Annotated in this window: 19 protein-coding genes; 10 read left to right on the forward strand and 9 right to left on the reverse strand. The window is 67.1% G+C overall.

Features of this window, described 5'->3' with window-relative positions; genetic code table 11:
- The first annotated feature begins 69 nt into the window (after positions 1-69).
- From ACWF0M_RS04050 to ACWF0M_RS04060, 3 genes are read left to right on the forward strand one after another with little or no spacing between them, the layout of a single operon-like run.
- Positions 70-672: a hypothetical protein gene (locus ACWF0M_RS04050; protein ID WP_452234120.1), complete on the forward strand. Its 603-nt coding sequence runs from the start codon at positions 70-72 to the stop codon at positions 670-672.
- A 21-nt stretch (positions 673-693) separates the two neighbouring features.
- The gene (locus ACWF0M_RS04055) at positions 694-1,116 is read left to right on the forward strand and encodes a carboxymuconolactone decarboxylase family protein (RefSeq protein WP_452234121.1); all 423 of its coding nucleotides are present in this window, start codon (positions 694-696) and stop codon (positions 1,114-1,116) included.
- A 5-nt stretch (positions 1,117-1,121) separates the two neighbouring features.
- Positions 1,122-1,673, forward strand: coding sequence for a dihydrofolate reductase family protein (locus tag ACWF0M_RS04060; protein ID WP_452234122.1), 552 nt, complete (start codon positions 1,122-1,124; stop codon positions 1,671-1,673).
- Here the strand turns inward: ACWF0M_RS04060 and ACWF0M_RS04065 are convergent.
- The 5 genes from ACWF0M_RS04065 to ACWF0M_RS04085 all read right to left on the reverse strand — a co-directional run bounded on the left by ACWF0M_RS04065 (position 1,670) and on the right by ACWF0M_RS04085 (position 8,784).
- The gene (locus tag ACWF0M_RS04065) at positions 1,670-2,683 is read right to left on the reverse strand and encodes an ABC transporter substrate-binding protein (protein ID WP_452234123.1); all 1,014 of its coding nucleotides are present in this window, start codon (positions 2,681-2,683) and stop codon (positions 1,670-1,672) included. The genes ACWF0M_RS04060 and ACWF0M_RS04065 overlap by 4 nt on opposite strands.
- A gap of 178 nt (positions 2,684-2,861) precedes the next feature.
- Complete coding sequence (locus ACWF0M_RS04070; RefSeq protein ID WP_452234124.1) at positions 2,862-5,141, reverse strand: glycoside hydrolase family 95 protein; 2,280 nt, start codon at positions 5,139-5,141, stop codon at positions 2,862-2,864.
- Complete coding sequence (locus ACWF0M_RS04075; protein WP_452234125.1) at positions 5,142-6,803, reverse strand: ABC transporter substrate-binding protein; 1,662 nt, start codon at positions 6,801-6,803, stop codon at positions 5,142-5,144. It abuts the gene before it with no gap.
- 38 nt (positions 6,804-6,841) lie between these two features.
- Entirely contained in the window at positions 6,842-7,789 is a 948-nt protein-coding gene (locus ACWF0M_RS04080; RefSeq protein WP_452234126.1) for a carbohydrate ABC transporter permease, read from the reverse strand.
- Positions 7,786-8,784, reverse strand: a complete 999-nt coding sequence (locus ACWF0M_RS04085; RefSeq protein ID WP_452234127.1) for an ABC transporter permease — start codon at positions 8,782-8,784, stop codon at positions 7,786-7,788. The genes ACWF0M_RS04080 and ACWF0M_RS04085 overlap by 4 nt, the downstream gene beginning before the upstream one ends.
- Positions 8,785-9,540: 756 nt before the next feature.
- On the opposite strand from ACWF0M_RS04085, the gene ACWF0M_RS04090 reads away from it, so the two are divergent.
- Positions 9,541-10,800 carry an MFS transporter gene (locus ACWF0M_RS04090; protein WP_452234476.1) on the forward strand — a complete coding sequence of 420 codons (1,260 nt, stop codon included), beginning with the start codon at positions 9,541-9,543 and terminating at the stop codon, positions 10,798-10,800.
- Between the two features lie 54 nt (positions 10,801-10,854).
- Here the strand turns inward: ACWF0M_RS04090 and ACWF0M_RS04095 are convergent, their stop codons facing one another.
- Positions 10,855-11,841, reverse strand: coding sequence for a TerC/Alx family metal homeostasis membrane protein (locus ACWF0M_RS04095; RefSeq protein ID WP_452234128.1), 987 nt, complete (start codon positions 11,839-11,841; stop codon positions 10,855-10,857).
- Positions 11,842-12,157: 316 nt separating this feature from the next.
- Here ACWF0M_RS04095 and ACWF0M_RS04100 point away from each other — a divergent pair, with 316 nt between their 5' ends.
- The 6 genes from ACWF0M_RS04100 to ACWF0M_RS04125 all read left to right on the forward strand — a co-directional run bounded on the left by ACWF0M_RS04100 (position 12,158) and on the right by ACWF0M_RS04125 (position 18,384).
- Positions 12,158-12,706, forward strand: coding sequence for a TetR/AcrR family transcriptional regulator (locus tag ACWF0M_RS04100; protein WP_452234129.1), 549 nt, complete (start codon positions 12,158-12,160; stop codon positions 12,704-12,706).
- Positions 12,703-14,205: an MFS transporter gene (locus tag ACWF0M_RS04105; protein ID WP_452234130.1), complete on the forward strand. Its 1,503-nt coding sequence runs from the start codon at positions 12,703-12,705 to the stop codon at positions 14,203-14,205. The genes ACWF0M_RS04100 and ACWF0M_RS04105 overlap by 4 nt, the downstream gene beginning before the upstream one ends.
- Before the next feature lie 284 nt (positions 14,206-14,489).
- Positions 14,490-14,723 carry a hypothetical protein gene (locus ACWF0M_RS04110; RefSeq protein WP_452234131.1) on the forward strand — a complete coding sequence of 78 codons (234 nt, stop codon included), beginning with the start codon at positions 14,490-14,492 and terminating at the stop codon, positions 14,721-14,723.
- A 12-nt stretch (positions 14,724-14,735) separates the two neighbouring features.
- Positions 14,736-15,332 carry a cell wall protein gene (locus ACWF0M_RS04115; protein ID WP_452234132.1) on the forward strand — a complete coding sequence of 199 codons (597 nt, stop codon included), beginning with the start codon at positions 14,736-14,738 and terminating at the stop codon, positions 15,330-15,332.
- Positions 15,333-15,342: 10 nt separating this feature from the next.
- Positions 15,343-16,149, forward strand: coding sequence for a MauE/DoxX family redox-associated membrane protein (locus ACWF0M_RS04120; protein WP_452234133.1), 807 nt, complete (start codon positions 15,343-15,345; stop codon positions 16,147-16,149).
- Between the two features lie 180 nt (positions 16,150-16,329).
- Complete coding sequence (locus ACWF0M_RS04125; protein WP_452234134.1) at positions 16,330-18,384, forward strand: PQQ-dependent sugar dehydrogenase; 2,055 nt, start codon at positions 16,330-16,332, stop codon at positions 18,382-18,384.
- Positions 18,385-18,478: 94 nt separating this feature from the next.
- Here ACWF0M_RS04125 and ACWF0M_RS04130 read toward each other — a convergent pair whose 3' ends face one another.
- From ACWF0M_RS04130 to ACWF0M_RS04140, 3 genes are read right to left on the reverse strand one after another with little or no spacing between them, the layout of a single operon-like run.
- Positions 18,479-19,336, reverse strand: coding sequence for a haloalkane dehalogenase (locus ACWF0M_RS04130; protein ID WP_452234135.1), 858 nt, complete (start codon positions 19,334-19,336; stop codon positions 18,479-18,481).
- Between the two features lie 24 nt (positions 19,337-19,360).
- Complete coding sequence (locus ACWF0M_RS04135; RefSeq protein WP_452234136.1) at positions 19,361-19,798, reverse strand: MarR family winged helix-turn-helix transcriptional regulator; 438 nt, start codon at positions 19,796-19,798, stop codon at positions 19,361-19,363.
- 53 nt (positions 19,799-19,851) lie between these two features.
- On the reverse strand, positions 19,852-20,361 hold the full coding sequence (locus ACWF0M_RS04140; protein WP_452234137.1) for an NUDIX domain-containing protein: 510 nt from the start codon (positions 20,359-20,361) through the stop codon (positions 19,852-19,854).
- Between the last annotated feature and the right edge of the window lie 80 nt (positions 20,362-20,441).

The raw sequence follows: 20,441 nt of genomic DNA on the forward strand, positions 1-20,441 counted from the left end.
GGCACCGGAATGATGAGGAATCCATGAGAGCTCTGGTGCCTTCGGGTGACCGCACCGCACAATGCCCGTATGCCGTCAGCGCAGATCACCGAGCCGTTCGTCGTCAAGCGCCACGGGCTCGGTACGACGAGGACCGCGCTCGCGCTCGGCACCGTGGTGTTCGGCCTGATGGTGGCGCTGACGCTCGCGATCGTCGTGGTGCAGGCGATCCGGGGTGCATCGATCCGCGAACCGCTCGAGGCGGTGTGGCTGGGCTGGGGCGGTACACCGCTGATCTTCGCGGTCGGCCTGCCGATCCTGCTCCTGGTCGGTGCGATCACCGCGTTGGAGGAGCGCCGCGAGGAGGACGTCGACGACGTACTGCTGACCGTGGACGACGCCGGCATCTACCTCGGCGGTGAGCAGCCGCGCGCGATCCCGTGGGCCGACGTCCGCGGCGTCTGCCGCGTAGAACGCCAGGACAGCGAGGAGACGTGGGAGCCGCGGCTGGTCGTCATGCTCGTCGACGAGAACGCACTCCCCCGCAGTACCAAGGCCTGGGGTCCGTCCTGCCCATGGCCCGGCACCCACGAGATCCTCGCCCGCTCCCTCCCGTACGACGACCTGGTCACGGCGATCGCTCAACGAGCCCCGCACGTACACGTCACGGACCGCGGCCGCGTCGAGGACTGATCGCCGGATACCGTCGGGGACATGACGGCTCCTGACATCGGCAGTGCGGAAGAGCAGGCACGGTACCAACGTGGGCTGGAGGTTCTGAACGGCATCGACGGCGGTGGAGCGCCCGCCGTGATGGACAGCCTCGGAGACATCGCTCCCGCGCTCGCGCACCACATCGTGGCGTTCGGATTCGGCGACCTCTACTCCCGGCCGGCGCTGGTTCCGCAGCAACGCCAACTCGTCACCCTCGGAATCCTGGCCGCGCTCGGCGGCTGCGAACCCGAGCTGGAGGTGCACATCAAGACCTCTCTGAACGTCGGCCTCACCCCGGCCGAGATCGTCGAGACCTTCATCCACACCGCCGGGTACGCCGGATTCCCGCGCGCGATCAATGCGATCACGGTCGCCAAGAAGGTCTTCGCCGAACGCAACCTGCTACCGGTCACGGAAGGATGAGTGTGATGGGCAAACTCGTCTATGCAGCCATCGCCTCGCTCGACGGGTACACCGCCGACGCCGACGGCTCCTTCGACTGGGCCGCGCCGGCCGAGGAGGTCCATGCCTACGTCAACGACCTCGAGCGTCCGATCGGCACCTACCTGTACGGCAGCCGGATGTACGCCACGATGTCGTACTGGGAGACCGCCGACGACCCGGCGCCGGTGAGCCAGGACTACGCCGAGGTCTGGCGAGCCGCCGACAAGATCGTCTACTCCCGCACCCTCCCGGCGGTCACCACCGCCCGCACTCGCCTCGAACGCGAGTTCACCCCCGCCGGCGTGGCCCAGCTCAAGGAATCCTCTGCGACCGCCCTCTCGATCGGCGGCGCGAACCTCGGCGGCCAGGCCCTCCTGGCCGGCCTGGTCGACGAGATCCACCTCTTCCTCGTCCCGGTCATCGTCGGCGGCGGCACGCGAGCGCTCCCGGACGGTCTGAGCGCCGGTTTGGACCTCGCGGCCGAGCGACGCTTCGCCGGCGGGTTCGTCCACCTCCACTACCGGGTGAAGAACTAACCTTTCGGGCCGAGCAGCTTCTCCAGGTCGGTCAGGACGTCCATCGCGCCGATCGGGCCGAGGCCGAGGAACCAGACCTCGTCGTCGACGCGGGCCGACTTGCCTGCCTTGACGGCGGGCAGCGCCTTCCAGAGGTTGCCGTTGACAACCTTCGTCTCGTCGGTGGTGCCGGGCTTGCCGTAGCTGGAGTAGAAGATCCAGTCGCCGGTGGCCTGACCGATGTTCTCCTGGGAGACTTCGACGGCGAGGTCCTGTACGTCCTGGATCTTCGGCCGCGGCAGGCCGATGTCCTTCAGGATCACGCCGATGAACGACAGGTTGCCGTACAGCCGGATCTGCCCGGGACGGAACCGGACCAGCGAGATCGTCGGCGTACCCGCCACCTTCGACTTCACCTCGTCGGCGCGCTTCTGGTAGTCGTTCAGCAGCCCGGTCGCCTTGTCCTCCGCGCCGACCGAGTCCGCGACGAGCAGGAAGTTCTCCTTCCACGGGAACCCGGGCCGGATGCTGAACACCGTCGGCGCGATTGCGCTCAGCTTCGCGTACAGGTCGTTGGCCCGCAGCTTGCTGCCCAGGATCAGGTCCGGCTTCAGCGCCGCGATCGCCTCGAGGTTCAGCTCGCTGATCCCGCCGACGGTCTTGATCCCCTGCGCCTTGCCGGCCAGGTACGACGGCACGCCGCTCTGCCCCGCCGTCGTCGCCATCCCGACCGGCGTGATGCCCAGCGCGAGCACGTCGTCCAGCTCGCCACTGTCCAGCACGACCACCCGCGACGGCTTCGCCGGGATCTCGGTCGTGCCCAGCGCGTGCTTCACCGTCCGCGGGAACGCGCCGGGCGCGGCGTCCGACCCGAGTTTCGCGGTGTCCTCGTCGGCGGTCTTGAACAACCGCCCGCCGGTCGCCACTTCCTTGTCACCGACGCCGGCGTCCGCGCTCTTGGTGTCTCCGCCGCCACATCCCGCCAGCACCAGCACAGCGCTCGCCACAATGATCCCGATCAGCCTCTTCACAACGGCTGACCCTACAACAACCCAAGTAAGGCAACCCTAACCAGGTCCACCTTGAGCACGCACCAACCATTTCGCCGCCCCCGAAACGGTCGACCCGAGCCCAAAGACGCCCCGACTTTGTGCACCACATCCGTACGGCGGGGTGTTGGGTGCGCGGATGTGGTGCACAAAGTGGTGTTCAGAGGGGCAGGGTGCGGGACTCGCCTGGGGTGAGGGTGATCGTGCGCGTGTCGTCGGGCGCGAGGGCGATCCGGTGGGTGCCCGCGTGTGTCGCGCGTACGACGGCTGCCGTGAGCTTGCCATTGCGCCAGGTGACGTCGAACGACAGGCCGCCGCGGGCGCGGAGGCCGTGGAACGAGCCGTCGGGCCAGTCCGCCGGAAGCGCCGGCAGGAGGCGGATCACGTCGGTGTGGCTCTGCAGCAGGAGCTCGGGGATGCACCCGGTCAGGCCGAAGTTGGCGTCGATCTGGAAGATGTCGCCGTCGCGGTGCATCAGGTTGCCCGAGACGAGGCGACTCAAGTAATCCTGGATCACCTCGACTGCCCTCGACGGCTCGAACAGCCTGGCCCACATCGCCACGAGCCAGGCCGCGGTCCACCCGCCGTTCACAGCACCATCGGTCCGCACCATCAGCGAAGTACGAGCGGCCTCGGCCCATTCCGGCGTACGCACGGGGTCGATCTCGGCGCCCGGATGCAGACCGTACAGATGCGACTGGTGCCGGTGCTGCGGCTCCGATGGCTGCCAGTCCGTCGGCCACTCGTACAGCCGGCCGTCCGGCGTCACCCGGATCGCCGGCAACCGATCACGCGCAGCCGCGGCCCGCTCGGCCAACGACGAGCTCAGCCCCAGCACGCCTTCCGCTTCGACCAGGTTCGCGAACAACTCGCGGATCAGCCAGATGTCGTACGTCGACGTGAGATCGACCGATGCCTTCTCGCCAGAGGGCAGCACGAAATGATGCTCCGGCGCGGTCGACGGGATGAACTGCAGTACGCCGAGCCGATCCTCGACCAGCATCGCCAGTACGAACTCCGCGGCACCCGCGATGGCCGGATACGCCCGCTCCCGCAGGAAATCCACATCGGCCGAGAACCTGTAGTGCTCCATGAGATGCGCCGTCAGCCACACCCCACACGTCGCGCACATCGACCACACCGGGTCGTCCCCGCCGTCGCCGACGGGCCAGGTCGCCATCCAGATGTCCGCGTTGTGGTGCGACACCCAGCCGGGCGCGTCGTACAGGATCCGAGCCGTCTCGGCACCCGATGTAGCCAGGCCCTCGAGCAGATCGGTGAGCGGGTCGAAGCACTCGCTCAACCCGGTCAGGTCGGCGAGCCAGTAGTTCATCTGGGTGTTGATGTTGTTGGTCCAGTCGCTGGCCCACATCGGCCGCCGGTCCTGGTTCCAGATGCCCTGCAGGTTGGCCGCCTGCGTCCCGGGGCGGGAGGATGCGATCAACAGGTACCGGCCGAGGTTGAAGGCCAGCGCGACCAGATCCGGATCGTTGCCCCCGGCAGCGACCGCCTCGATCCGCTCGTCGGTCGGCAAGTCGCTCACCGCACCCAACGAAAGCGACGCCCGGTCGTACAACGCCGCATGATCCTCGACGTGCCGCTCCCGAAGCTTGTCCACGGCAACCGAATCGAGTACTGCGACGGCCTCCTGCAACGCGACCAGAGGATCGCGGCCGGGCGGTACCGACCACCCTTGGAAGGTGCTTGCGGCCGACAGCAGCACGGTGACCCGAGAAGCCCCACGGACCACGACTCCGGCAGCCGAGGTCGTGACCGAACCACCTTCGGTGTCGACCCGGAGAGCGACACCGAACCCGATCCCGCGCCCTTCCTCGTACCGGATCGGATCCGGGCTCTCCCGGTACTCGATCGTCAGATCCGACGGCGCCCGCCCGACGACACCATAGGTGCCATCGGCAACTTCAACGCTCACCGGATGTTGGCTTTCCAGCCCGAGATCGAGATTGATCGCCCCGGGCTGGTCGGCCGTGATCGTCCAAGCCAGCACCTGGTCCGGCGCGGACACGAAGGTCTCGCGCCGGAACCGGGTGCCGTCCACTGTGTAGTCCACGCCCACGACGCCGGTGCTCAGGTCGAGCGTCCGCCGGTACTCCGACGCCGTACCGCTCGACCGGATCACCAGATCGGCGAGTGGCTGGTACGACTCCACCAGCGGGCCCTGCAACGCTCGGGTCCGCTCGGTGGCCGCCAGCTGATCACCTTCCTCCAGCAACAACCGGCGTACGTCGGCCAGCACCGCCGGCCCGTCCGGGACGGTCAGCTTTCGCGGACCGTCACCGGACCAGACATCGTCGAGATTCAGCGCGATCCGCTCGTCGGCGACCCGGCCGTACACCTTGGCGCCGAGGTGCCCGTTGCCCAGCGGCAACGCCTCGAACCAGTCGGACGCCGGCGCGCGGAACCACAGTAGATGGGACAACTACTTGCTCCCCGCCTTGTACTTGTCGTAGGCCTGCTGGTTGATCTCCAGGTACCGCGGCATACCGGTGCTGTCGAGACCCTTCACGAACGCGTCCCAGTCGGTGTCGATGTTCTTCGAACCGGTGATGAACGCCAACTGGTTCTGGTTCACGTAGGTGTTCAGGTTGGTCTGCAGCGTGGCGAGCTCACCGCTCAGGCTCGGGTCCGGCCACATGAACGACTGCGGGAACCACTGCGCCTTGTCGACATGCCCCTCGTACTGCTTGGTCGCCTCCCACAGCCGCCGCTCGAGGCCGGCGCCGGTGTAGATGTCCTTCGGCACGACCTGCGCGTTCCGGAAGGCGAGCGTGTTGTTGTACTGGCCGAGCGCGCCCCAGTTGATGTTCTTCGGCGCGTTCTGCACCGGCTTGTACAGCGGCTTCGTGCTCGCGTCGAGGGCGATGTCGCCGGTGGCCGGCTTCGTCCAGCCGACACCCTCCGGACCCATGTTGGTGATCATCTGACCCTCGTCGCTGTAGATCCAGTCCAGCATCTTGATCGCGGCGACCTGGGCCTCCTTGCTGGCCTTGTTGGTCAGCAAGAACGTGTAGCCGGTCGAGGTCGGGTGGTTGTACCCGGTGTAGCTCTTGCCCTCCGGACCGGTCAGCGGCGGCACCGCGTCGTACTGCTTGTCGCGGCCGTCCTTGGAGTCGAGCTGGACGAAGATGCCCGGCCAGAGCACCGGCACCGATCCGAGCTTGACCGCCTTCGGGTCGTTGCCCTGGGCCTGCAATGCCTGTGCGTTCTGGGTGAACGCCGCCTGGTCGATCAGGCCGTCCTTGTACAGGCCGTGGATGTACTTCAGGCCTTCCTTCCACTGGTCCGAGGCCACCGGGGTGACCACCTTGTCGCCCTGCAGTGTGAGCAGCGACCGGACGCCGTTGTTGGCCCCGACCGGGTCGTACGCGAACGCGTTCATCAGGTACGCGATCAGGCTGCTGTCCTGGACGTCGGTGGTCATCGGGATCTCGTCGGCCTTGCCGTTGCCGTTCGGGTCCTTGGTCTTGAACGCCTCGAGCACGTTGCGCAGGTCGTCGGTGGTCTTCGGCACCTGCAGACCGAGCTTCTTCAGCCAGGAGCTGTTGATCCACAGCTTGTCCGGGTAGGTGCAGTGGAAGCAGTCGGCCCACTGCGGCAGCGCGTAGATGTGACCGTCGGGCGCGGTCGCCATCTGCTTGTACTCCTGGTTGGAGTCGAGCACCTTCTGGATGTTCGGCGCGTTGTCCTTGATCAGGCCCTCGAGCGGCACCGCGACGCCCTGCTGGCCGAGCTTGAGCACCTCGGCCTGGGTGAACGCGTCGATCCACGGGATCAGGAAGAACAGATCCGGGTAGTCGCCGCTGGCGAGCGCGATCTGCCGCTTCTCCTTGGCCGGCCCGGCGTCGTACGTCGTGGTCTGCCAGCGGAACTGGATCTTGAACTTGTCGCTGATGATCTTGGTGACCGCGTTGGTGGTCAGGTTGGTGCTCGAGTCCGACGGCGTGAACGTGTCGATGACGACCTTGCCGTCGGCCGAGGTCTCGTTCGCCGCTCCCTTGGACGATTTGTCCGAACTGCACGCCGCCAGGGCGAGCGCGCCGGCAGCCGCCAGCGCGACGACCTTGCTCACGGATGAGCGCATTGCTGTGTTCCTCTCTGAAGTGGGTCGAGCCTCGTGGCTCAGCCCTTGACCGCGCCGACCATCACGCCCTTGGTGAAGTGGCGGGCGACGAACGGGTAGATGATCAGTACGGGCAGGCTCGAGATGACGATGAGCGCGTACTTGAGGACGTTGGCCAGCTGTTGCTGTTCGAGCTGCTGGGCCAGGTTCGTCGTGGTGGTGGACCCGGTGAGGGTGTTCAGGATCAGCACGTTGCGGAGCACGATCTGCAGCGGGTACAGACCGGGGTCCTTGAGATAGATGAGGGCGTCGAAGTAGCTGTTCCACTGGAAGATCGCGTACATCAGCGCGATCACCGCGATCACCGGCTTGGACAGCGGCAGCACGACCGACCACAGGAACCGCAGGTCGCTGGCCCCGTCGATGGTGGCCGCCTCGTACAGCTCCTCCGGGATCGTGCTGCGGAAGAACGTCCGCGCGATGATCACCTGCCAGACCCCGATCGCGCTCGGGATCACCATCGCCCACCGGGTGTTCAGCAGGCCGAGGTCCTGGACCACCAGGTACGTCGGGATCAGGCCGCCGGAGAACAGCATGGTGAAGATCAGCACGCTCATGATCACGTTCCGGCCGAAGAACGTCCGGCGGGACAGCGGGTACGCGATCGCGATCGTCAGCGTGACGCTGATCAGGGTCCCGCCGATCGCGTAGATGAACGAGTTCAGGTAGCCCTTCATGATCAGCGGATCGCTGAAGGCCTCCTTGTAGGCCCGCAGGCTCGGCTCGATCGGCCACAGCAGCACCCGGCCGGCGCTCACCGCCGACGGGCTGCTGAACGAGTTCGCGACGATGTAGATCAGCGGTACGGCGACCAGGATCAGCGCGATCCAGAGCATGATCTTCACGCCGATCAGGAAGATCTTGTCGGTGCGGGTCTCCTCGATCGTCGTGCGTTCCGATCGCTTGTTCCCCGTCGTACGCCGGAATCCTTGCAAGGTAACGCTCATGACCAGAGTCCGTTTCCGGTGATGCGCTTGGCGGTGAAGTTCACGCCGAGCAGCAGGAACAGGTTGATCACCGAGTTGAAGAGCCCGATGGCGGTCGCCATGCTGAAGTCGGCGTTCAGCAGACCGGTCTTGTAGACGTAGGTGGCGATGATCTCCGACTGCGCGGTGTTCAGCGGGTTCTGCAGCAGGAACGCCTTCTCGAACCCGATCGACATGATGTTTCCGACGCCGAGCACCAAGATGATCACCGCGGTCGGCATGATGCCGGGCAGGTCGACGTTCCGGATCCGCTGCAGCCGGCTGGCGCCGTCGATCCGCGCCGACTCGTGCAGCGCCGGGTCGATCCCGGACAGCGCGGCCAGGTAGATCACCGCGGAGTACCCGGTGGTCTGCCAGACGTCGGACCAGACGTAGATGTGGCGGAAGTAGTTCGGGTTCCCGAGGAAGTCGATCGACGGCACGCCGAACAGCCCGATCGCGTCGTTGACGAACCCGAGCCGCGGCGACAGCACCAGGATCGTCATCGAGACCACGACCACGGTGGAGATGAAGTACGGCGCGTACGTGACCAGCTGCACGGTCTTCTTGAAGCGGCCGTTGCGGATCTCGTTCAGCGCGATCGCCAGGATGATCGGGATCGGGAAGCTGGCCAGCACCGTGTAGACCGACAGCAGGAACGTGTTCTTCACCAGGGTCCAGAACACCGGGTTCTGGAAGAACAGTTCGAAGTTGCGGAAGCCGACCCAGTCACTGCCCCACGGGCCCTTGACCGGGCTGTAGTCCTTGAACGCGATCACGCCGTTCGCGATCGGGACGTACTTGAAGATCACGAAGTACGCGAGCGGGACGACGATCAGCAGGTAGAGCTGCCAGTGCCGCCGGAGACTGCGCCAGGCCTGGGTCCGGCGACTCGTTCGCGGTGGTCTCCGGGCGGCTGCCGACTCCGGCGCTGCCGGTGCCGCCGGTGCCGGTTTCACCTCGAAAGTTGCGCTCACTCCGCATCCTTTCCCTCACGCGCTGGAGTGGAACCGATATCCGATAGGATCTCGGGTTTCGCTATCCCGGAGGATGGCACACAACCCCTGCGGAGCGGAAGACTTCCGGGCCGGGTCGATACCGGACGGTGACCGATGCGCTCAGGTCCCTTGCAGGTAAGGGTTTTCCGAGTTGCCCTCGGCAACTACCGATCAGACAACGACGAATGATCCGATGGCTCGCCACCGGATCCGGGAACGCAGTGATCGCACCCGGGGTCACTCTGAGCCACCGACACCGGACCGATCCAGAATTTATTTCTCCTGTTAACTATATCGCAGTCAACCCGGAGAAACCGGTTCATGTCAAGACCTGACCGCGGCCGGCTCCCGCCCGATCGCAGCCAGCTCATACTCGCCGAGCCCAAGACGCCCGTCGTACTCGACCGGTTCGGTAGCCCGCGCCGGGAGCAGGTCGGCTGCCGCGTCTTCGAGCGGGGGCGCGGGACCGACAGGGCTCGGAGGTCAGGGGGGAACCTGACCCGACCATCACGGGGGAACGGCCGGGCCAGGCATTACCGATAGTACTCCTGATCACCAACCGGGGTCGGCTAATTCGAGGGCAGACGCGCCGCGTCTCGCCTACCCTGTTCGACATGCGTACTCGCTCCTGAAAGCGCGCCACCGCGGCCCTGCCGCCGTCCGTGCGCCACGCAAGCGTTTGACCGTCCCGGCCGGCGCTTCGTCCTGCCCGCACGCTTTCAGGAGCGATCCGTGATGTCTTCCTACCGGTCTGCCGACCCCACGCGGACGTACTACGTCTACAACGCCGCCTGGTCCTTCCTGGCCGCCCTGTCGTTCACTCTCAACCTTGTGTACTACGTCCGCGACGCCGGACTCGACCCGCTCCAGATGGTCCTCGTCGGGACCACGCTCGAGCTCACCTGTTTCCTCTTCGAGATCCCCACCGGCATCGTCGCCGACCTGTACAGCCGCCGCCTCTCGATCGTGATCGGCTTCGTGCTGATCGGCGCCGGCCTGCTGCTCCAGGGGCTCATCCCCGCGTTCCTGGCGATCCTCGCCGCGCAGGTGCTGTGGGGTGTCGGCTTCACGTTCACGTCCGGCGCCGACCAGGCCTGGATCACCGACGAGATCGGTACCGAACGAGCCGGCCGGGTCTTCGTCCGCGCGCAGCAGTTCCAGCTGGCCGCGAAGATCGCAGGGACGGTCACCGCGGGCGGTCTCGGGCTGATCAGCCTGCCGCTGCCGATGGTGATCTCGGGCGCGGGGATGATGCTGCTCGGTCTGCTGCTCGCACTGTTCATGCGTGAGGAGAACTTCCACCGCACGCCGCGTGAGGAGCGTGAGACATTCCGCCAGATGGCGGAGACGTTCAAGCACGGCCTGGCGGTCGCCCGGCGGCGTCCCGTCGTACGGACGCTGGTCGTCATCAGCCTGGTCGCGGGCCTGTCCAGCGAGGCGTTCGACCGGCTGTGGTCGGTGAAGCTCCTGACCTTCAGCTTCCCGACCGTGTTCGGTACGTCGGACCCGGCGTTCTGGTTCACCGCGCTGGCGCTGGCCGGCACGATCCTCTCGCTGAGCGCGTCGCTGCTGCTGAACCGCTTCTCCGCCGAACGTCTGCAGGCCTCGCACCCGACCGGCGTACTCGCGACACTCGCCGCACTGGACGGCCTCGGCATGTTCCTGTTCGCGTTCGCCGGGAACTTCTGGCTCGCGATCGCGGCGCTCTGGCTGCGGCAGATCGCCGACACCGTCACGATTCCGATCCACTCCGGCTGGCTGAACCGGCACGTCGACTCCCGTTCCCGGGCGACCGTGCTCTCGATGGTGTCGCAGGCGAACGCGATCGGTCAGGTCGTCGGCGGCCCACCGCTCGGCGCCCTCGGCCGTACGTCGGTGCGCGGCGCACTGCTCGCGTCCGGGCTGATCTGGCTGCCGATCCCGGCGATGTACCTGCGGACGCGGACCGCCACCACTCACCAACGAGCTCCCCGCGGGCAGACAACCGCTCGGTGACACCATGCGGAGGGTTCGCCGAGGAGGTTGGTGAGTGTCTGAGGTCCGGGGTGGTCAGTCGTCGATCTCGATGCGGATCGCTTCGCGGCGGTTGTCGCGTGACGACTTGATCAGGCTGGCGACCGTGGTGACGAACAGCGTGCCGATGATGAAGCCGAGCGAGGTCAGGATGCCGATGTGCGGCAGGTGGATCGCGCCGATGTCGTCGATGTGCGAGCCGTGCAGTGCCTCGATGATCAGCTTCACGCCGATGAACGCGAGGATCACCGACAGGCCGACGTTCAGGTAGACGATCCGCTCCAGCAGGCCGCCGATCAGGAAGTACAGCTGCCGCAGGCCCATCAGCGCGAACGCGTTCGCGGTCAGCACGATGTACGCGTCCTGGGTGAGCCCGAAGATCGCCGGAATCGAGTCCAGCGCGAAGATCACGTTCGCCATCCCGATCGCGGAGATCACGATCACCAACGGGGTGAGCATCCGGCGGCCGTCGGTCCTGGTGACCAGTTTGGCGCCGTCGTAGTCGTGCTGCAGCGGCAGGATCCGGCGCATCCCGCGGATCACGGCGTTCTCCTGGAAGTCGGACTCGTCGTTCTCGCCCTCGATCGCCAGCCGGACCGCGGTGTAGACCAGGAACGCGCCGAAGATGTAGAACACCCAGCTCGCGGCCGAGATCGCGGCCGCGCCGGCCAGGATGAAGATCGCCCGGAGCAGCATCGAGACCACGATGCCGATGTAGAGCACCTTGTCCTGCGCCAGGCTCGGTACGGCGAAGCGCGCCATGATGATCACGAACACGAACAGGTTGTCGACGCTCAGGCTGTACTCGGTGATGTACCCGGCGACGAACTCGCTACCCGACTGCCCGGGACTGAACAGGAACAGGCCGAGCGCGAACAGCCCGGCGAGGCCGACGTAGAACAGCACCCAGCGGGTCGCGTCCTTGATCGTCACGGTGTGGTTGCGGCGCGCGATCACGATCAGGTCGAACGCGACGATCGCGAGCAACCCGACGATCGTCAGCACCCAGACCGCAGGGGACATGACAGAGACCACGACAAACCTCCGGACGTCGGCGAACAGCTGGCTTGGTCCGGAGGTCTCTCCCACCCGGCTGATCTCGTCCTGAGTCAGTTCGGGCCGGCAGCACCGGTTCGGCCGTTCAGGCCTCCCGTGATGACGACGCTGCCGTGGCGGGATACTCCCCTCCACAAACGCGACAAGTGTATAGGGTCCCGATCGATCCGACCGTTCACCAGGTCACACCCGACACGTTCTACTTGATCGTATACCGCATACAGACTTCAGGGCTAGAGGTCAGAATGAGGCATTGATGTCTCATTTGAGGTATGCTCGTCTCATGGCTGTTGATCGGGAGCAGGTACTGCGAGCCGCCGCGAGTCTGCTGATGCGGAAGTCCTCGGCGACCATGGACGAGGTGGCCCGGGCCGCCGGGATCAGTCGCGCCACGCTGAACCGGCAGTTCGCCGGGCGGGACGCGCTGGTTCGGGCGCTCGAGGAGCTCGGGATCGCCGAGTGCGAGGCCGCAGCGGCGAAGGCGGCCGTCGACGACGGCCCGGCCCCGGACGCCGTACGGCGCCTGGTGCGCGAGCTGGAGCCTGCCGCCGGACTGCTCGCGTTCCTGTACTCCGAGAACCAACTGTTCGAGGGCGACGAGCAGAACGAGGGCTGGGCCCGGCTCGACGCGCGCATGGTCGCGCTGTTCCGGCGCGGTCAGGAAGCAGGCGAGTTCCGGATCGACCTCAGCCCGGTGTGGTTGACCGAAGCGCTCTACGGGCTGCTGGTCTCCGCGGCCTGGGCCATCTGCGAAGGCCGGGTGGCCCCCAAGGACCTGAGTTCGAACGTCACCGAGTTGCTGCTCGGTGGCGCAGTACGGAGAGAGAAATGAAGCAACAAGCCCTCACCCGATCGAGGCGCTGGCTCGCGCTCGGCGTACTCGTGCTCGCCGTGCTACTCGTCGCGGTCGACGCGACGGTGCTCGGCCTCGCGACTCCGTTCCTCTCCGAGGACCTCAAGCCGTCGGGCACGCAGTTGCTGTGGATCGGCGACGCGTACTCGTTCGTGCTCGCCGGGCTGCTCGTGTCGATGGGCAGCCTCGGCGACCGGATCGGCCGCAAGCGCATTCTGCTGATCGGCGCGACGGCGTTCGGCGCGATCTCGGTGCTGAACGCGTACGCGAACTCGGCCGAGCTGATGATCGTCGCGCGAGCATTGCTAGGTGTTGCGGGCGCGACACTGATGCCGGCCACGCTCGCCCTGATCCGCAACCTGTTCCACGACCCGCGGGAGCGCAGTGTCGCGATCGGGATCTGGGGCGCCGCGGCGTCCGCGGGAATGGCGATCGGCCCGATCGTCGGCGGCGTACTGCTGGAGAATTTCTGGTGGGGTTCGGTCTTCCTGATCAACCTGCCGGTGATGGCGGTGCTGGTCGTCGTCGGCGCTCGGTTGCTCCCCGAATCACGCAACCCGGAGCCGGGCCCCTGGGACCTGGCGAGCGTCGTGCTGTCGATGGTCGGCATGATCGGCATCGTCTACGCGATCAAGGAGTTCGCGGCACACGGGTTCGACTGGATCCCGCTGGCCGCGGGCGTGGCCGGCGCGCTCGCCCTCTACGGTTTCGTACGTCGCCAGCGTCGGCTCCCGATCCCGTTGCCGGACCTGCGCTTGTTCCGCAGCCGTGGTTTCAGCAGCGCCGTACTGGCCGATCTGCTCACGATCCTCGGGCTGTCGGGGTTGATCTTCTTCCTGTCGCAGTACCTGCAACTGGTGCAGGAGCGCCGGCCGATCGAGGCCGGGCTCGCGGAGTTGCCGGCCGCGATCGGTGCGATCGTCGCCGGTCTGCTCGCCGGGCAGGTGGCGCGCCGATTCTCGGTACGCGCGGTCGTGGCGGGTGGTCTCGCGGCGATCGGTCTGGCGCTCGCGGCGCTCACCACAATCAGCCAGGACACCGGGTATCCGTTGCTCGGCGCGGCATTGCTCGTGGTCGGGGCGGGTGCTGGGTTCTCGTTCACCGTGACCGCGGACGTGATCTTGGCCGCCGTACCGAAGGAGGAAGCGGGCGCTGCGAGTGCGGTGTCCGAGACGGCGTACGAGCTTGGAGCGGCGCTTGGGATCGCACTGCTCGGGTCGATCGTCACCGGCGTCTACCGCGACTTCACTGGTCCTGCGGGCACGCCTGCCGCGGCCCACGAGTCTCTGGGTGGGGCGGTTGAGGCCGCCGGACAGCTTCCGCCGGAGGCAGCGGCTCAGTTGCTCGACGCAGCACGAGAGTCCTTCGCCCACGGCGTTTCCATCGCCGCCGGCGTCGGCGCTGCCGTCCTGCTGACCACCGCTGTCATCGCCTGGTTCCTGCTCCGCGGGCAAGAACTCAGCACGCACGAACACTAGGCAAAAAGTTTCCGTTTCTTCGGTTACCCCTGGGAGATTCCGCCGGATCGGAGTACAAAGAACTCCAGTAGGTCTTACCGCCCCTAGACCTGGAGGAATCTGTCATGGCCGGATTCAACGGCGAAGCATCGTGGTTCTGTTGCGGAAACACCTGGGGACCCTGCGCGAGCACCGGTCACGGTGCCTGCGGCACGTGTAATTCCGGGAGTTTCCAGCACGCGTGGCCGAATACGTCGGACGCGTGTCTCGCAATCACCCGTCCGGACCGCTGCGGGTTCACCGGAATGACCCGGCGTACCTGCGGTTTCCGGCACGCCACCACCAACCTGTGCAACGGAAAACGGGTCGTCACCTCGATCGCGGACTGCGGTCCGCAGACCGACCTGTTCTGCGGTGAGCAAGCCTGCTGCGGCGGGACGTGTGCCGCCAACCGCCTCCTCGACCTCACTCCGGCCGCGTTCTCGTCGATCGCGAGCCTGAATGCCGGTCTGATCCCCGCGAACATCGACGTCGGCTGAGGAGTGAGTGAGATGACCACCACGATGGACCGTCGCTCGCTCCTCGCCCGTGCGGCCCTCGGCGCGACCGGCCTGGTCGCCGCCAGCGCCATGGGTTCGCTCGCCCCCGAGGCAGCGTTCGCCGCGCAGACCCCCGACGCCGGCCAGCCGGACCCGAACTTCGCCGAAGGCGTGATCACCGGCCGGAACCAGGATCTCCTGCAGGTACAGGGATCCGACGGCCGGCTGCACCGGATCCAGCTGACCGGTGTGACGAGTGTCTGGAAGCTTCGCCCGACCACGATCGACCAGGCCCGGATCGGCGACGGCCTGTACGCGCGCGGCGTACTGCTGCCGGACGGGATCCTGGCCGCCGAGGCGATCTGGGTCAACATCGTCAACCTGACCGTCGCGATCACGGCGATCGGACGCAACGGCGTACAACTCGATCACCATGGGCAGAAGGTCGTCGGGCACGTGCAGTCCGGGACCACGGCGGCCGTGTACAACGGCACGCCAGCGGTGTCGGACCTGTCGATGCTCAAGGTCGGCCGGCACGCCCAGGTGATCGGCGCCTGGCGACCGGGCACCAACGAGATCGACATCGCGACCATCTACACGTCGAACTGACATGGGCACCGTGGCGGCTGCGCAGCCGCTCTTGATCGGGTTGCTCCTGCTCTGGTCGTCGTACGGCAAACTCACCTCGCCCGACCAGGCCGAGCGCACGGCGCTACCCCGCCTGGTCGGCGAGTCCCGCGCAAGGCCCGCCTACCAAGCCGTCGCCTGGGTGGAGGCGCTCATCGCCATCGCCCTTCTCCTACCGCCTTCCTGGGTGATCGAGGCAGTTGCCGCTGTCGCACTGTCCGTCGGCTTCACCGGATTCCTCACCTACTCGAAGATCGTCGTACCCGAGGCGTCCTGCGGGTGTGCAGGAAAGTCCGCCAAACCGGTCGGCAACCGTGCGATCGCGCGCGCTTTGTTGCTCCTGGCAACGGCGGTCCTGGCTACCACGGCATCAACTGGGTGGTGGTCGGCGGGTGCGGGTGTGCTCGTGCTCGTCGTCGAGGCGGCGGCGTTCGCGATGCTGTCCGCCGAGCTCGACCGGTACTGGCTGCTGCCGCTGCGGCGGTTCCGGATCCGGCTCAGCCACCCGTACGCCGGTACCGCGTCCGGCGACACACCGCTCGCCGCGACGCAGCGGCGGATCCTGCTCAGCCCGGCGTACCGCGCGGTCGACGGGTTGCTGCGTTCCGACATCCACGACTACTGGGACGACGAGGGCTGGCGGTTCGTGAGCTACGCCGCCAGGTACGACGGCCGCCGCGCGACCGCCGTGTTCGCCGTACCGCACCAGGACTCCACCCCGGAGGCGATCCGCGTTGCGGTCGTCGACGAGGAGGGCCTGACGCTCTACCGTCCGACGGTGCTGGCTGCGGTGGGATAGCCGGACCGCCAGGCCAACACAATTGCGAGTCCGCCGCTCCCGTCACGCTCGTCGTGGCGGGAGCGGCGGCATTGTGATGGCCTGGGGATTCGTACTGTTGACAGACGCTTCTATCGTTAGGAAGCTTTCCTAATAGTTCGTCCCCTGCAGCTCCTCCGCCCCGGAACACCAGGAGACCTCATGAAACCCCGCTCGCTCTGGGCCGGGACCGCGCTGGCTGTCGCCACGCTCGGGCTCAGCGCTCCCCCAGCTGTGACAATGGCCGCTACCGCGGCGGCCACCGACTATCAAGCAGAGGACGCGACCGTCTCGCAAGGCGTGGTCGAGTCCAACCACGCCGGCTACACCGGCACCGGCTTCGTCAACTACGACAACCTCGTCGGCAGTTACGTCGAGTGGACCGTCACGGCCCCGGCCGGCCCGGCCGACGTGACGCTGCGCTACGCGAACGGTACGGCGGCCACGCGGCCGATGGACTTCACCGTCAACGGGCAGGCCGGCGCCGTCGGCATCACGTTCCCCGGCACCGGCGCATGGACGACCTGGCAGACCAAGACGGTCCGGCTCCAGTTGGTCGCCGGCACGAACAAGATCCGCGCCCGCGCGACCAGCGCCGACGGCGGCCCGAACGCCGACAAGCTGACCGTCGCCCCGACCACCGACGACACCACTCCCCCGTCGGCGCCGGCCGACCTGACCGTCAGCGACATCAAGTCGAACGCCGCAACCTTCCATTGGACGGCGGCAACGGACAACGTTGGCGTGGTCCGGTACGAGATCAACCGCGGCGGCAACGTGCTGAAAGTTGTCGACGGCAACACTTTGTCCGCGACCGTCGACACGTTGACCGCGAACACGGCGTACGACATCTCCGTCGGCGCATTCGATGCCGCAGGCAACGCTTCGCAGCAGAGCAATGTGGTCACGTTCGCCACGCCGGGCAGCGGCGACACCCAACCGCCGACCGTTCCCGGGAACCTGCGCTCGACGGGCGTCACCGCGAACAGCGTGTCGCTGGCGTGGAACGCGTCGACCGACAACAGCGGGAGCATCGCCGGGTACGACGTGTTCCAGGGCTCGACGAAGGTCGCGTCGACGGGTTCGCTCACCGCGACGGTGACCGGGTTGACGCCGAACACGGAGTACACGTTCACCGTGAAGGCGCGCGACCCGGACGGCAACGTGTCAGGTGCGAGCAATGCGGTCACGGCCCGTACGGCGACGACGGGCGCCGGCGGCATTCCGGCGTACGACAAGGACATCGCGAAGGTCGATCTCGGATGGAGTGTGGCGTTCCTGCCGGACGGGTCCTCGCTGGTCACCGAGCGGGACCGGTTCGAGGTCCTGCGGGTGACGGCGACCGGGCAGAAGACGACGCTCGGGAAGGTGCCGGACGTCGTGACGACCACCGGAGAAGGCGGTCTGCTCGGGATCGCGCTGTCGCCGAACTTCGCGAGCGACCACTGGGTGTACTTCTACCACACGGCGTCCGGCGACAACCGGATCGTGCGAATGAAGTACGAGAACGGGCAGCTCGGTACGACGTCCTCGCCGGTACTCACGGGACTCGCGAAGAACCGGTACCACAACGGCGGGCGGATCGCGTTCGGTCCGGACGGGAAGCTGTACGCGACCGTTGGTGATGCCAAGAATTCCGGGAACGCGCAGAACAAGGGATCGCTGAACGGGAAGATCCTGCGGATGAACCCGGACGGCAGCGCGCCGAGCGACAATCCCTTCTACAGCACGGGCGGCAACGCGCGGTACGTGTGGAGCTGGGGGCATCGGAACCCGCAAGGTCTGGCATGGGACTCGCGCGGTCAGTTGTGGGCCGCCGAGTTCGGTGAGAACAGTCTGGACGAGCTCAACCTGATCCAGAAGGGCGGCAACTACGGCTGGCCCGCGTGTGAGGGCACGATCGGCGACTGCGGTGGGTACATCGCACCGAAGCGCACCTGGTCGACGTCGCAGGCCGGTCCGAGCGGCGTCGAGATTGTGAACGACTGGATCTACATCGCGGGCGTCACCGGCGAGCAGTTGTGGGTCACGAAGATCAACTCGGCCGGGGACGGCGTCGGCACACCGCAGGCATTGTTCTCCGGTCGGTGGGGACGGCTGCGCAGCATCACGCGGACGCCGGACGGTGGGTTGTGGCTCACCTCCACCAACAACGACAAGAACGGCGGCACCCCGTCCACGATCGACAACGTGATCGTGCGACTGAAGTTCTCCTAGCAGGTCAGGGCAGCAGCAGCGTCTTCCCGACCGTCCGGCGATCCTCGATCGCCGCATGCGCTGCTGCTGCCTCCCGGCTGGGCGAGGTCAACTGTCAGCGCAAGGCGTGCTGGTCGATCCAGCCGGCGATCCCGGCGGCGATCTCCTTCGGACGGTCCTCCGCCGCGTGATGGCCGGCCGCACCTGCGTGCACGACGTCCAGCGCGGCGATGTTTGCCGTACACCACTGCGCGAGCTCCGGCCCGATCAGCAGCGTCGGGGAGCCTTCGAACGTCAGCAGCAGCTTCGGTACTGCGGGACTCGCCGCGAGCCACGCGTCGTACGTCTCGATCCGCGCGACCAGTTCCGCCGGGTCGCCGCCGAGCGGTAGTTGCCGCGCCCAGGCCAGGATCGGCTTGCGGGACTCGGGGGTCGGGTACGGCGCGAGGTACGCCTGGAGGTCCTCGTCGGGGACCGGGGTGAGTACGCCTCCGGTGAAGGCCTGGCGGACGAAGAGGTTCTGTTCGAGGACCAGCTCCTCGCCGGGTCCCGCCGTACGGATCAGCCGGGAGCGGTCGGCGGCCTGCGGGGACAGATCCTCCCAGGCCATCGGTTTCACGATGCTCTCGAAGAACGCCAGGCCGCGGACGCGCTCCGGGTGCCGCGCGGCCCAGTCGAACGCGAGCGCCCCGCCCCAGTCGTGGCCGACGAGGATCACGTCGTCCAGGCCGAGCCTGTCGAACCAGGCGTCGAGATAGCGGGCGTGATCCGCGAACGAGTACCCGAGAGCGGGCTTGCCGGAGCCGCCCATGCCGATCAGGTCGGGCGCGAGGATCCGGCCGGGTCCGACGTACGGCGTGATGTTGCGCCAGACGTACGACGAGGCGGGATTGCCGTGCAGGAAGACGATCGGCGTACCGGCGCCGCTGTCTTCGTAGTGGATCGTCGAATCGAGGACGGAAAGATCAGGCATGACGGGTTCCTCACAGGTGCAGTGTCACAGTGGAGTGTCGAGCAGTTCGGTGAGATCGCGGACGAAGTTCTTCGTCCGGGCGCCGCGGCGGCCGCCGAACGGCGCCAGGAGTTTGTCGAGCAGGGCGGCGACCTCCGCGATCGCGGGCTCGATCGTCTCGCGGCCTTTCGCGGTCAGCTCGAGCCGCAGGGTACGGGTGTCCTTCGCGTCCCGGGTGCGCCGCACCAGACCGTCGGCGTCGAGGCTGCGCACGAGCTTGGAGACGTACAACGCCTCCATCCCGGTGTGATCGGCAAGCTCCCGCTGGCTCGGCACCCGCCCGTCGCGCTCGAGCCCGTACAGGGAGGCCAGCATCACGTACTGCGCGTGCGTCAAACCACGCGGCGCCAGCGCCCGATCAACCGCCACCCGCCACTTCATCGAAAGCCGCCACACCAGGTGCCCCGGGGTCGCTCCACTCATGAAAAATACTGTACATGGCTACTATGTACATGGCTAGTGTTTGATACTCGAGGTCATCGGGAGTGGCCGAAGTCGGCGTAGGTGGGGATGCCGGTGGTTAGGGCTTGCTGGGCGAGGGTCAGGCGGCGGGTCATCGAGGGGCGGAGGTGTGGAGTGGCTTCTTCGAGGGTGAGGAAGTGGTGGGAGCGGGCCTCGGTGGGGTCGAGGGTGAGGGTGGGGGTGTCGAGGACACCGCCGTCGAAGACGAAGGCGAGCGCGTCGGACCACGGGCCGTGCGCGGGGACCCAGTCGACGACCAGTAGGCGGCCGATCTCCAGGTCGAGGCCGATCTCCTCTTTCACCTCACGGCAGCAGGCTTCGTACGGCGATTCGTCGGCCTCGACGATGCCGCCGGGGATGTCGAGCGTGGGTTTGTACGTCGGTTCGAGGAAGAGGATCCGGCCGGCGTGGTCGCGGATCAGCGCGCCGCCGGCGGCGGTCTTGCGGGGGAAGCGGGCGGCGATGCCCGGGTTGAACTCCTTCTCCGGCTCACCTTCGGCAGCAAGGTCGTCCAATCGATTCACACCTCCAGTGTCGGCTACCTGTTGAGCTCAGTCGGCTGCGGGCAGCTACCCACTCGACGGGTGCCGTGGATCGGCGCATT

Source organism: Kribbella sp. NPDC055110, from assembly GCF_053607525.1.

Coding starts and splice junctions, on each gene's coding strand:
- ACWF0M_RS04050 (WP_452234120.1), top strand. CDS start 70: ATGCCGTCAGCGCAGATCACCGAGCCGTTCGTCGTCAAGCGCCACGGG.
- ACWF0M_RS04055 (WP_452234121.1), top strand. CDS start 694: ATGACGGCTCCTGACATCGGCAGTGCGGAAGAGCAGGCACGGTACCAA.
- ACWF0M_RS04060 (WP_452234122.1), top strand. CDS start 1,122: ATGGGCAAACTCGTCTATGCAGCCATCGCCTCGCTCGACGGGTACACC.
- ACWF0M_RS04075 (WP_452234125.1), bottom strand. CDS start 6,803: ATGCGCTCATCCGTGAGCAAGGTCGTCGCGCTGGCGGCTGCCGGCGCG.
- ACWF0M_RS04080 (WP_452234126.1), bottom strand. CDS start 7,789: ATGAGCGTTACCTTGCAAGGATTCCGGCGTACGACGGGGAACAAGCGA.
- ACWF0M_RS04090 (WP_452234476.1), top strand. CDS start 9,541: ATGTCTTCCTACCGGTCTGCCGACCCCACGCGGACGTACTACGTCTAC.
- ACWF0M_RS04095 (WP_452234128.1), bottom strand. CDS start 11,841: ATGTCCCCTGCGGTCTGGGTGCTGACGATCGTCGGGTTGCTCGCGATC.
- ACWF0M_RS04100 (WP_452234129.1), top strand. CDS start 12,158: ATGGCTGTTGATCGGGAGCAGGTACTGCGAGCCGCCGCGAGTCTGCTG.
- ACWF0M_RS04105 (WP_452234130.1), top strand. CDS start 12,703: ATGAAGCAACAAGCCCTCACCCGATCGAGGCGCTGGCTCGCGCTCGGC.
- ACWF0M_RS04110 (WP_452234131.1), top strand. CDS start 14,490: ATGACCCGGCGTACCTGCGGTTTCCGGCACGCCACCACCAACCTGTGC.
- ACWF0M_RS04115 (WP_452234132.1), top strand. CDS start 14,736: ATGACCACCACGATGGACCGTCGCTCGCTCCTCGCCCGTGCGGCCCTC.
- ACWF0M_RS04125 (WP_452234134.1), top strand. CDS start 16,330: ATGAAACCCCGCTCGCTCTGGGCCGGGACCGCGCTGGCTGTCGCCACG.
- ACWF0M_RS04130 (WP_452234135.1), bottom strand. CDS start 19,336: ATGCCTGATCTTTCCGTCCTCGATTCGACGATCCACTACGAAGACAGC.
- ACWF0M_RS04135 (WP_452234136.1), bottom strand. CDS start 19,798: ATGAGTGGAGCGACCCCGGGGCACCTGGTGTGGCGGCTTTCGATGAAG.